Below are 12,330 nucleotides of genomic sequence, written 5' to 3'. Positions count from 1 at the left end.
AAGACCACCGAAGACAAGGAAGGAAAGTGGACAAAGAAGATTTTATACGGACAATGGTCTTTTAATGGGCTATTTTTCTTACTAAGAATACAGACTTTGTACTGTTTTTCTCCGGTGGTCACCTTGTCCACCTTGTCCACCAAGTCTTGTCCTTGTAAGGGGAGGGGACTGAATTTTATTGTTTTTTGTGTGTTACCCAATCCTTCCCAATCCTTCCCAATCCTTCCTGTGTTCCCTGTTCCCTGTTCCCTGTTCCCTAATATAAAAATTACCTGTTTAACACTTTCCAAACATCCTCTAACTATTACCATCAAGAAACAAAAGGGAAAATGTGCCGAATGTGGGCTGAACTTTCATCCTGATGACCTTATTGAAATCCAGCATAAAAACAGAAATCACACGGATAACCGTCTGGATAATTTAACTGCTGTACACCTACACTGTCACGACCAGATACACGGTGGTATCGGCAAACTTTCAACTCAGTTTAGTCCCCATGACAAGAGTTAACTTGGGGAGGATCCGTGTGATTTTAAAACATCACGCACGGTTTTGAAGCCGAGCATGAGGGGTGAATCTCATGCTTAAATTAACCGATAAGTCAACCGAATTCGTGAAAAATCGGGCATTGCCCAAACTGGAATTTCTACCCCTGCTCTAATAACTTTATCTTCTGCCACCAAAGGTTTAATGGATAATAAAATACAGGTGCCCACAGACTACTGAGAATGGCAGAAGCCAGAGATACACGTTGATAATATGACCAAATATATTCCATTTTGCGTAGGCTTTGCCCGCCGTCGGCATTGTTCATCCAAGTTAACTCTAGTCCAAAGATAGTTTCCGCCACAACTGCCATCACAAAGACAATTAAAGCAATAGAAATAAAATCTTCTTGGATAAAACGGGGCTTTTGTAGCAAACTAGTCAACCCCCCCACACAACCCAGAGTAATCACATGGGTAGGGTGAGGTGAGGTCATAGCATCTTGAAGTAGTCCCAGCACTATACCAGCTAACATTCCTTCCCAGAATGATCGCTTGACACTCCAGGAAACCACCCAAATTAATAGCCAATTCGGCCCAATACCCAATAATTCCATACCCACAAACCGCGTTGGTAACATCAGCAGACAAAACAGCACAGACGCAACCGTTACTACCCAATTTAGCAGTTGAAGTGTAAAGGGATGGCAGTGAGCAAGAGGCTTATATAAAATTTTTAACTTTCGTTGTAGCGCTCTTGGCTTGTTATGCCTGCTACCGCTAAATGAAGGCATCTTTTTAACTCAATCTAACTCAAGTTTTGGTTGTCAATTCTGGCTTTGTTAGCTACGGGATGCCAAAGTCTAGCACCTAGCATATAATTCTGGGATTTAAACTAAATACCTAATCGTTCAGCTGTACGAACGGATAGACCGCTACCCAATCTAATGAAGCTATCGGCGGAAAAAGCTCAACTTTTGCCACTGATGCTACAGATTGCTGCAAATCTAGAGACTTAACTCGTCCTACTGGCACACCAGGCGGAAATTTATGACTATAGGGAGATGTAGATACTAAATCACCTACCTGAACATTTGGCACTTTTTCATAAAACTCCAGCACCGCTTCGGCGGAAGAATCGCCCCGCAAAATCCCTTGAGATGAAGTGCGGTTAATTTTGACCCCCACTTGACTCTTAAGGTCGCTAATTAACAATACACGACTAGTATTAGGAGTTACAGTCTCTACCAAACCCACCAAGCCGCCATAAGTTTTGACAATAAAGCCTTCTCTAATGCCTGCATTGGATCCGCGATTTAGGATCACCTGTTGCCACCAGTGGTCAGCACTACGTCCCACTACCCGGGCTGGAATGGGGCGTGATTTGAATGGCGACCTCTCAATATAACCTAATAAATTTTTTAGTTGTTCATTTTGACTTTCTAAATCAGCTATACGCGTTTCCAACTCCAACAAGCGGACTTGATTCAGGCGTTCCTCTGAACTGGGGTGATACCGTAAAATTTCTAATGGACTGCCAATGATTTGATACATTTCTAACAGTAAATAACCCTGAGTCTGTCTCAACATCCAAGCACTACTAACTACTAAACTTACTAAACCCAGTTGTAGTAGTTTACTATTCCACCAACGACGCACAGTAACCATCTATATATTATAAATTCGTAGCTAAATAGAAACTAAATATCTGATATTTCTGACTACATATGGCTCGAATGGGCAGTAAGAACACGTTCTAGCTGTTTAAAGTTTTCTAACACACGACCTGTTCCTAGCACAACACAACACAGAGGATCAGGGGCAATGTGGGTGACAATTCCTGTCTCATTGCTAATTAAGGTATCTATCCCTTTAAGCAAAGCACCACCACCAGCTAACATAATTCCTCTGTCAATAATGTCTGAGGCTAATTCTGGCGGCGTGCGTTCGAGTGTTCGCTTCACAGCTTCTATAATTACTGCTAGCGGTTCCAACATACATTCACGAATTTCTGCCCCTTTGACTGTGACAGTTCTGGGTAACCCAGAAAGCAAATGTAAGCCCCGGACTTCCATCATGGCATCATTATTATCATTAGTAGAATAGGCGGAACCAATGCGGATTTTTATCTCCTCAGCAGTTCGTTCTCCGATTACCAAGTTATGAATCTTTTTTAGGTATACGATAATACATTCTGTCATTTCGTCACCAGCGATACGCACTGATTCACTAATGACAGTACCCTGGAGACTGAGCACTGCAACTTCTGTTGTCCCGCCACCAATATCAATAATCATATTACCTGTTGCTTCGGCAACAGGTAGCCCTGCTCCTATTGCTGCAGCCATTGGCTCATCTATTAAATGCACCTCTCTGGCCCCAGCTTCGGCTGCTGCATCCATTACAGCCCGTCTTTCTACCCCTGTAATACCACTAGGTATACCAATGATAATTCGAGGCGAAATCAGAGAATGACCCTCATTTACACGCTGGATAAAGTTTTTTAACATCAGCTCGGCCATATCAAAATCAGCAATTACACCATCACGCAAAGGGCGGACTGCAATCATATTTTCAGGTGTACGTCCGATCATTTTTTTAGCTTCCTCTCCTACCGCACGTGCTACCTTTTCATTTTGATTCAGGGCAATTACTGAAGGTTCTTGGAGTACAATCCCTTTACCTGATACATAAACTAGGGTATTGGCTGTACCAAGGTCGATACCCATACCCCACGATGAGCGAAAGTTCTTAAAAAGCCCCACGCGTCTCTATGCCCCTTCTTTGCGATACTGATTTGCTAAAAACTGTTACAGTTAATCATCACCGATTCTATTATTTTTTTCACGCCGAGTCCAGCAAGCAAGCTAATTTCACTCATACTGTTTAGCTATGAGGTATTTAAATCTGAAATGCCTCTAAGTATCTGAGTAGTATAAATGCGATTATTTTTACATATTTATCATAACTTCAAAATTGGCTATGATCAAACTCAAAATATATCAGTAATTTTGTAACTAAAGGTTAGACTCATGAGCATTAACGTTGTCACCCTTGTTGGTCGTGTAGGTAGCGATCCAGATATTAAATATTTCGAGTCCGGTACGGTTAAGTGTAGATTAACATTAGCAGTTGATCGCAGAACCCGTAATAGCGATGAACCTGACTGGTTCACTTTAGAACTATGGGGGAAAACAGCAGAGGTGGCGGGTAATTACGTCCGCAAGGGCAAGCAAATTGCTGTTAAAGGTTCCTTGAGATTTAATAATTGGACAGATCGCCAAACCGGTGTCAACCGTTCTACACCATTTATCCACGTTGACCAACTAGATTTGTTAGGTTCTAAGCGGGATACAGAAGGCGGTATGGCAGATATGCCTTCAGAAGAGTTCTAACTTGAGATGGGGAATAGGTAAAGATACTCACCTATTCCCCATGCTTAATTAGTAACTAATTTGCAGTGTCACTGATGCTTCTACCTGCTGTTCAGCACCAATTACAGGGGTAGAAAAATCTGTATTAGCTAACTTGAAAACCTCAGCCCGCTCCAACATGGGAGGTGGGGGCGCAGTTGCACCATTAATCTGAATGCTTACCACTTCCTGAGACTGGAAACCTAGGGTACTCAAAACAGCATTAGCTTGTTCTTGAGCATTTTGGGTGGCTTGTCTGAGTGCTTGTTTTTGAGCTGAGGCGATCGCCTGGTCACTAGCAATAAAAGTGACACTATTAATTTGCGTTGCACCGACTTTTACAGCTTCATCTAAAAGCATACCGACGCCCTGTGTTGCCATAATAAACATCACAGTATTATTGGCAGTATATCCAGTAATTCGTTGTACATTATCGGTGTAACTATAAACTGGATTGAGGCGGATACCACTAGTTTGTAATTTTTCTACATTTCGGGTTTTGAGCAAAGCGACCACAGCTGATGCTCTGCGAGCCGCTTCCTGTTGCGCTGACTGTGCAGTTTCAGCCTGAACCTCCACAGACATACTGACTTGTGACAAAGTGGTGGGAATTGTTTCCACACCGCGGCCGCTCACTGTCAGAGTTCGCAAAAATTTTTCCTTGTCTTGAGCCAAACCAGGTTCAATATAAATTATACAGCTTATTAAGAACAATGTCAGTGTTTTAGCAGAATTAGCACCCGGAAACCAAGAAGCAGATAAAGCGGCTCCATACATAAAATTCGCACTCCTATGAACAGATTCTACAGATGCTGGAAACAACACTGATATACTAGTTCGCAGTCAACTGTCTACTCTTAAGTCAACATTTCTGCTCTGAACTATGATCCACTCAGCATTTTATATTTTCTGACTTTGACACTGCCATACTCAGAATTAGGAGCGGTTACATTTTTGGAAACTCAAAAAAAATAATTATAAATTTTGGAGACTCTTGGATGGCATACTGGCTGCTGAAAACTGAACCGGAAAAATACTCCTACTTTAATTTAGAACAGGATGGTAATACAGTTTGGGATGGAGTTAACAATCCCCTAGCGCTCAAACATATACGGAATATGCTGATTGGCGACTTAGCCTTAATTTACCATACAGGCAAAGAAAGACAAATTATCGGTATAGCAGAGGTTGTCAGTCAGCCTTATGCCGATCCCACATTAAACGATCCCAAACGGGTAGTTGTAGATGTCAAGGCACTGAAAAAAGTCTCTGTACCTCTGGAACTGAGGCAGATCAAGCAAGATGCAGAATTTGAACATTTTGAGTTGCTGCGACTTCCTAGACTTTCAGTTATCCCAGTATCCGAATTTTACTGGCAACGCCTGATGTCATTGACTAAAGACACAAAATAATTTATGAGCAGATATTTTCCATTTATGTTAATTGCCATAAAGTAGTAAAACTGAAGAGAAGGATTTTTGCACAGCATAAGCAATTCTGGGAGCTTTTGCTGCGGGGTTAGTCTTAGAGGAAACTGATAAACGCAAGGAATTGCAAAAGCAAGTTATACCTATTGCCGATATCCTAGTGGCAATTTTCTTTGTGACAGTGGGGGCAAAAACAGACTTGGGGGTCTTAAACCCAGCTATTCCCAGTAATCGAGAAGGTTTAATTATGGCCATTTTCCTGATCACAGTAGCCATTATCGGTAAAGTAATTACAGGTTTCAGTGTGTTTGGTCAACCCCAAATAAATCGTTTAGCAATTGGTGTAAGAATGATTCCTCGGGGTGAGGTCGGTTTAGTCTTTGCTGGTGTCGGTGCTGCTAGCGGTGTTCTCTCTAAATCACTGGGGGCGGCAATTATCATGATGGTCATCCTGACGACCTTTTTCGCCCCCCCACTTTTACGGTTAGTATTTCCAGAAACAGATAATTTGCTAGCAGATACAGACAAACTGATTTTGGACAATGTTACTCGAACACCGGTAATTGTCGAAAAACCTCAATCGATCATGTCTACTGTCAATGATGGTAAGAATCAGGAAAGCAAACCCGAATCTGGGGACAATTCATCAAAAACCTAAATGGGGTGTTGTGATACCCCTGAGGGACTAAAGAGTGGGGTCTAGGGTCTGGGAAAAAGTGTTTCTCATATCAAATCCCCAGTACCAGGTAAGCAGTCCCCAATTACAGGAAACATAATCTCTAAATCCTCGTCTTTGGAGACTGTAAATTGTAGTTTTTGTCTCACTACTCCCGGCATTCAAAATCCTATGCTTCGCGAGTCTTAAACTGCTATAAATGTTAATTTATATACTTGGTAACAAGTAGCATCAACGATTCCCAGTTTGGTAACAACAATTAAAACTAGTTGAAATTTACTGTGGCTGATTTGAGGTATGAACACGATTGGTGATGATATTAAAACCACTGTAGGGAGTTTCCACAGAATGTCTCTACACCTAATTAATATGTTGGTTTCAGCAAGTCGGGAAAAGTTTTTAGCCATGACAAAACTGAATTGCAATCAAAAGGCTCAGTCAAGTGTTAACAACTAAGCATTGACAAAAAAGGTATGGTTAATTGTGGTGGTAATCTGGTTGCATCTAAAATAATTTGCCTCCTTGAATATTATATCCTAATAGGATGGCAAAGTTAGAGGTGATACTAGGAATTTGAGCCATTAATTGTGTCTTTATACGAGCACAAAAGTCACAGCACTAACAAAGATCAAGATTAGGTTGTAACAGTGTGACGATTAGCCAATATGTTGAGATATTGATGGCTCCCATAAACGCGAATCACAGGAGAAAGGATTGTGAAATTACACTGGTTACTACCCAGTACAGTAGGAAGTATCGTCTTACTATCGTCGCCGGCTGTAGCAGCAAAACTGGAATCTTGGCGTTTTGATGCCAATCAAAATCGTCTGGAGATTAACACGAACAGCCCTGTTCAACCCCAAGCACAACTGATATTCGATCCTACGCGTCTGGTCATTGATTTGCCCGGAACGACCTTCGGCCGACCACAGTCCACACAACAAGTCGGTGGTGCCATTCGTGTTGTCCGGGTGGGGCAGTTTGATCCACAAACAACGCGCCTAGTTGTTGAACTCAGTCCTGGGTATAGTCTAGACCCCCAGCAGGTGAAATTTGAAAGCGTTGGTGGCAGTCGCTGGCTGGTAAAATTACCAACCCCAACACCAGAGAAGACAGAATCTTCCGCCAGAAGTATGTATACTGTGGTCACTGTTGACTCTGATGGCGATACCAAGCCCGAGTTCTTGTCCCCGCGTGCCGAGTCCCTAGGAAAGCAAATTGCCAGTGCCATACCAGGGAAAATTCAAATTGAGAACTTACTGGTAACAGGAGATGGGTTGTTTGTGCGGACAAACGGCGGCAGTCCTGAAGTCAAAATCAATCGGAGCCGCGATCGCAATACCATTTTTATGGATATCGCCGACGCCAGTTTGTCACCCAGTCTGACACAACTAAATTACGAAGTTAACAAACATGGTATTAGTCGGCTCGAATTAGCTCCGTTAAACAGCCAAGCACCTGGTGTCCGCATGACCTTGCGGGTAGACAAAGATAGCCCCGATTGGCGCTCAATTAATAGTAGCGCCAAGGGTTTAGTTCTTTTGCCCTCTCGTGTTGTCAGATTACCGGCTAATAATAATTCCCACAACTCGCGCAATACTACGGCTGAGGTTAGCCGCAGTCATCAGACAGGAACCGCGGTAATAGCCAACAGGCCAGTTGCCAATAATGTAAATCTGACTGTAACTACAGCAGCGCCAGCAACAATTCAGGCTATAGAACTGGGTAATAATGATACGCAGTTACTGATTAGATCAGATAAAACAGTCAACGCCAATAGTCGATGGGATAGATCCTCTGGTTTGTTCCGAATCACTATTCCCAATGCTCAGTTAGCTGCCAACGTCACAGGGCCAAATTTTAGTGCTAATAGTCCCATCCTCCGGGTACGCCTGCAAGCTGAAGACAATTCAGTGGTGATATTGGTACAACCTGCAGCGGGAGTACACATTGGGGAACTAAATCAAGTCGGCAACCAGCTTTTTTCTCTGCAATTACACGGTTCTCGTCCCGGTACGGTGGTTTCACCCCCTGTGGCATTATCACCCCTACCACTACCCACCCAAGGGCAACTACCCACTGCAACTCCTGCGCCCCAACCCACACGCCAGCCTACGCCAACTCCAGCACGGAAAACCAGATCTGTCGTGATGATTGACCCCGGACACGGTGGTAGAGACCCAGGAGCAATTGGTGTTGGCGGACTGCGCGAAAGCGATGTAGTTTTGCCCATTAGCAAAAGGGTAGCAGCGATTTTGGAGCAAAATGGCGTCCAAGCAGTACTAACTCGTGATTCTGACTATTTTGTCAGCCTACAAGGACGAGTGGATTTGGCACAACGAGCTAATGCTGATTTATTTGTCAGTATCCATGCCAATGCCATCAGTATGAGTCGTCCAGATGTCAATGGCTTGGAAACATATTATCACGACAGTGGTCAGGGTCTCGCTCGCTCGATTCATAACAGCGTTATTCAAAATGTCACTATCAGAGATAGACAGGTGCGGCGAGCTAGATTTTATGTCCTCAGAAGAAACACCATGCCCTCGGTTCTGGTAGAGGTGGGTTTTGTCACAGGTGCGGAGGATGCTGCTAGACTCAGGACCACAGCTTACCAAAATCAAATGGCGGATGCGATCGCTCGTGGTATTCTCCAACATCTACAACGGAGATAAGTGAAGTACCCCACCCCGCGGCGGATGGGGCTTCGTGTGTCATTGAGGGATACCACGTTAGGTAGAGTTATACCTGAGAGGCTGTCTTGCCTAGCCATAGCTGGAAGCCATTACGAATTACAAATTTTCTGCTACATTTGGTATTTTATAACCCCAACCGGAAATTAATATCTACCTGTGTATTCATCCTCCATCTTTGAAAATAATCCTGACCATTTTGCCCATCAAGAGCCTCAACGAGCCCCTATCGGGGTTTTTGACAGTGGTGTGGGTGGTCTGACAGTCCTGCAACAACTTTATCGGCACCTGCCCAATGAATCTATTATTTATTTTGGAGATACAGCTCGCTTGCCTTATGGCATTCGTTCACAAGCTGAAATTTTACAGTATGTGCGCCAAATCCTTAATTGGATGCAACAGCAACGTGTCAAAATGGTGATTATGGCTTGTAATACTAGTTCTGCCCTCGCTCTGGAAATAGTACGGAGGGAGTTTAGTATGCCTATTCTAGGAGTTATCCTACCAGGAGCTAAGGCAGCAGTGCAGCAGGGGAAGCGTATTGGTGTAATTGCTACCCCTGCCACAGCCAAAAGTAATGCCTATCGCCATGCTATTCTGGAAATTGATGCCAATGTCCAAGTCTGGCAAGTTAGTTGCCCTGAGTTCGTGCCACTGATTGAACAAAATCGCATTCATGACCCTTATACTACTGAAGTGGCACGGTCATATTTACAGCCGTTAATACAGCAAGAAATTGATACCTTGGTTTACGGTTGTACCCATTATCCACATCTTGCACCGGTACTGCGATCGCTCCTCCCCTCTCAAGTCAAACTGGTGGACCCTGCTGTTCACGTTGTCGCCGCTTGTAGCCAAGAGTTAGAACTATTAGGATTAAGCAATACATACCCACCAGTAGCTACTCGCTTCTGGGTCAGTGGTTCTCCACCACAATTTGCTCAATCGAGTCTCCCATGGCTAGGCCATACTCCAACTGTTGAGCTTGTTGATTTCAATGACACATCAGTTTCCAATTTTAGCGGTCATTAATGATTGATGATTATTTTGACTTCATAATCACGCCTGGTAAAGCTAGCCTATTGACTATTTACCACCTCAGTCACCTGATGAGTTATTGACACATCTTGCTTGTCTTTTTGTGAGTTAGTGATGGCTAAATCTCTAGGAGCAGATTGTTTACCACTTCTCTTGGCCAGCGCTAATAATAAGTAAACTGTAAACAAATATCCCGCGGCTAAAATAAAAGTCAACATAGGCATCTTCCCGTAAATCATCTTTCTAGCAGCACCCCTATGAATGGAATATGTAATTTTTTAAGAAGAAATTCAACCAACCAAGGGGTTCCTTGATGGCTGTAGTTTGCTCTACTAAAATTTTCCGTAAATTTATAACTATCTACGGTTAGCTAAATAACTATTGAAATTTGTTTTTTTGCAGACCACACACCACAACAGTTAAATTGCTCAACGGCAAAGCTAACTGCACTCCTCAGCAGTCTACTGAGTCTGCATTATGGGCGCACCTCTATGACCAGAGCAGCCTTAGCGTTCAGTAAACGCTAAGATATTGTAGCGAATAACCATAAGGATACCGCTCAACTCCAGATGGGGAGGCTAAATTGCTGCACGAACAAGAATAAAGAGAATTATTTCTTTATTCTTGGTTTACAGCGACCAATTATTTTAGATCCTCAGTACCACGGAGGTAAAAGTACTTAAAACTTGCTTACCTTTGGAAAATGAGTTCTGAAAAATTTAAAATCCATACATTTTAGCCTAACACAATGCTCCTGAGTTTTCACCCAAGATTGGGATAAAATTTGAAAATTTTTAGATATGTGATCAATAAATGGAGATTGTTAAACTTTTGTTGATCAACTATATGCGTATATATGTAATATATATAACTAATTATACTTATGGGTAAAAATTAATTTCTGGCAAAAACAGCAATATCGTTCTTATGGAGTTTTTGCATAAAACACTACAGGTAGTGTGTCCTCAAGAATATACAGAAAATATCCAGTAAGATTTATTTTTGGACTTGAGAGGACTTAGGCAACAGATCTCAAAAAAAATTTGCTCTGATGCACAAAATATTTTTATGAGCAGGGAGCATGGCTATAGACAGTTTCCATAAGGGTTCTAGCCAACTTGTAGTTATTGCAAATCTGAGTTTTTTATCCAGAATAGAGAGTAAATAGGCAGGTATTCTCTCATCAAAACTTTGCGCCGGCACAGGGTTATCTTAAAATGAGTGTAGGATATGTAAACTTTCGTAACGTAAGCCAGAGTCCGCCCATCCATGACCTCAGCCACCTCCCTGTTTACCCCTGTGGAAGCAGACCTGCGACTACTAGCAGATAACCTCAAGCAGCTAGTTGGAAATCGCCACCCCATTCTATTTATGGCCGCCGAACATCTATTCGGAGCTGGGGGAAAGCGTATCAGACCAGCAATTGTTTTGCTGATATCGCGGGCCACAATGTTAGAAAAAGACATAACGCTGCGTCACCGCCGCCTAGCAGAAATAACGGAAATGATTCACACGGCAAGCTTAGTGCATGACGATGTGGTAGATGAATCACAAATGCGACGTGGTGTGCCTACTGTTCATAGTCTGTTCGGTAATCGCATTGCTGTCCTAGCAGGAGATTTTCTCTTTGCCCAATCGTCCTGGTATTTAGCAAACTTGGACAATTTGGAGGTGGTGAAACTACTCTCAGAAGTGATTATGGATCTGGCTACCGGCGAAATCCAGCAAGGAATAAATTGTTTTGATAATAGGATCTCAATAGAGACTTACCTCAAAAAGAGCTATTACAAAACAGCCTCGTTAATTGCCAACAGTTCCAAAGCAGCTGGGTTACTTAGTGAAGTTTCCCAAGAAACAGCCGAACATCTATATAACTACGGTCGTCATCTGGGTCTGGCATTTCAGATTGTGGATGACATTTTAGATTTCACTAGTACAACAGATACTCTGGGTAAACCTGCTGGTTCTGATCTCAAAAGTGGCAATCTTACTGCACCCGTTTTATTTGCTTTAGGGGAAAAACCATATCTGGAAGTCCTCATAGAACGGAAGTTTGACCAACAAGGAGATTTAGAGCAAGCACTGGATCTGATTCAAGATAGCCAAGGTATACAACAAGCTAGGGAATTAGCCTCTTACCATGCCAAGTTAGCAGTTGATCATCTTGAGGTACTACCACCTTCCGAGTCACGCCAGGCACTAATTAACATCGCTGACTATGTACTTGGTCGGCTTTATTAACAATAGGACTTACGCAACTGGCACAGGCGATCGCGAAGCTCTGCTTGCAGCAGCGCTTCGCGGTGGCTAAATGAAAGTACATTAGATATAAGTGATGTCAATGGCACAGGGGGATGCCTAGTGTAGTTGATAGTAGAAAGGTATGAATAAAACGAGATTCAGATAGCGATTCATGAGAAAATAGGTAGAGGGTGTAAGAGGATGTTTGATAAGTCATGATTAGTGTATCAACTATTGTTTGACCCCACCCTCTCCTTACAAGGGTAGGTTTTTAATATGATCTGTGAAGGCAAGACCACCGAAGACAAGGAAGGAAAGTGGACAAGGAAGATTTTATCCGGACAATGGTCTTTTAAT

At 42.8% G+C, this 12,330-nt stretch carries 11 protein-coding genes and 1 pseudogene; 6 read left to right on the top strand and 6 right to left on the bottom strand.

The genetic code is table 11. The annotated features are described in order from the left end of the window. From NWP22_RS08055 to NWP22_RS08040, 4 genes are all read right to left on the bottom strand, one after another. Positions 1-200 (bottom strand): hypothetical protein (locus NWP22_RS08055; protein WP_280801713.1); only part of this gene is annotated, 200 nt, incomplete at its 3' end. 446 nt (positions 201-646) lie between these two features. Continuing rightward, positions 647-1,279, bottom strand: a complete 633-nt coding sequence (mreD, locus tag NWP22_RS08050) for a rod shape-determining protein MreD (RefSeq protein WP_271733614.1) — start codon at positions 1,277-1,279, stop codon at positions 647-649. Positions 1,280-1,388: 109 nt separating this feature from the next. Next, positions 1,389-2,153 (bottom strand): rod shape-determining protein MreC, encoded by a 765-nt coding sequence (mreC, locus tag NWP22_RS08045; protein WP_271733615.1) that lies wholly within the window; start codon positions 2,151-2,153, stop codon positions 1,389-1,391. 53 nt (positions 2,154-2,206) lie between these two features. Further along, positions 2,207-3,214, bottom strand: coding sequence for a rod shape-determining protein (locus NWP22_RS08040; protein ID WP_271733616.1), 1,008 nt, complete (start codon positions 3,212-3,214; stop codon positions 2,207-2,209). A gap of 303 nt (positions 3,215-3,517) precedes the next feature. Here NWP22_RS08040 and NWP22_RS08035 point away from each other — a divergent pair, with 303 nt between their 5' ends. Then, positions 3,518-3,880 (top strand): single-stranded DNA-binding protein, encoded by a 363-nt coding sequence (locus tag NWP22_RS08035; protein ID WP_271733617.1) that lies wholly within the window; start codon positions 3,518-3,520, stop codon positions 3,878-3,880. 48 nt (positions 3,881-3,928) lie between these two features. Here NWP22_RS08035 and NWP22_RS08030 read toward each other — a convergent pair whose 3' ends face one another. Next, positions 3,929-4,675, bottom strand: a complete 747-nt coding sequence (locus NWP22_RS08030) for an SIMPL domain-containing protein (protein ID WP_271733618.1) — start codon at positions 4,673-4,675, stop codon at positions 3,929-3,931. Positions 4,676-4,896: 221 nt separating this feature from the next. Here NWP22_RS08030 and NWP22_RS08025 point away from each other — a divergent pair, with 221 nt between their 5' ends. The 4 genes and pseudogenes from NWP22_RS08025 (at position 4,897) to murI (ending at position 9,726) form a co-directional block, all read left to right on the top strand. Beyond that, complete coding sequence (locus tag NWP22_RS08025) at positions 4,897-5,310, top strand: EVE domain-containing protein (RefSeq protein ID WP_271733619.1); 414 nt, start codon at positions 4,897-4,899, stop codon at positions 5,308-5,310. A gap of 79 nt (positions 5,311-5,389) precedes the next feature. Next, positions 5,390-5,983: pseudogene (locus NWP22_RS08020) on the top strand (cation:proton antiporter); the annotation flags it as partial. Positions 5,984-6,717: 734 nt separating this feature from the next. Next, the gene (locus NWP22_RS08015) at positions 6,718-8,676 is read left to right on the top strand and encodes an N-acetylmuramoyl-L-alanine amidase (RefSeq protein ID WP_271733620.1); all 1,959 of its coding nucleotides are present in this window, start codon (positions 6,718-6,720) and stop codon (positions 8,674-8,676) included. A 177-nt stretch (positions 8,677-8,853) separates the two neighbouring features. Beyond that, entirely contained in the window at positions 8,854-9,726 is an 873-nt protein-coding gene (gene murI, locus NWP22_RS08010) for a glutamate racemase (protein WP_271733621.1), read from the top strand. 47 nt (positions 9,727-9,773) lie between these two features. On the opposite strand, the gene NWP22_RS08005 is transcribed toward murI, so the two are convergent. Continuing rightward, positions 9,774-9,950, bottom strand: a complete 177-nt coding sequence (locus NWP22_RS08005) for a hypothetical protein (protein WP_271733622.1) — start codon at positions 9,948-9,950, stop codon at positions 9,774-9,776. Between the two features lie 1,051 nt (positions 9,951-11,001). Here NWP22_RS08005 and sds point away from each other — a divergent pair. After that, positions 11,002-11,973 (top strand): solanesyl diphosphate synthase, encoded by a 972-nt coding sequence (gene sds / locus NWP22_RS08000; protein WP_271733624.1) that lies wholly within the window; start codon positions 11,002-11,004, stop codon positions 11,971-11,973. Positions 11,974-12,330 lie beyond the last annotated feature (357 nt).

The organism is Anabaenopsis tanganyikae CS-531 (assembly GCF_029891675.1).
GTDB classification, from domain to species: domain Bacteria; phylum Cyanobacteriota; class Cyanobacteriia; order Cyanobacteriales; family Nostocaceae; genus Anabaenopsis; species Anabaenopsis arnoldii.
Note: the sequence above shows the minus strand (reverse complement) of the source record. Positions and strands in the feature narration are given on the sequence as shown.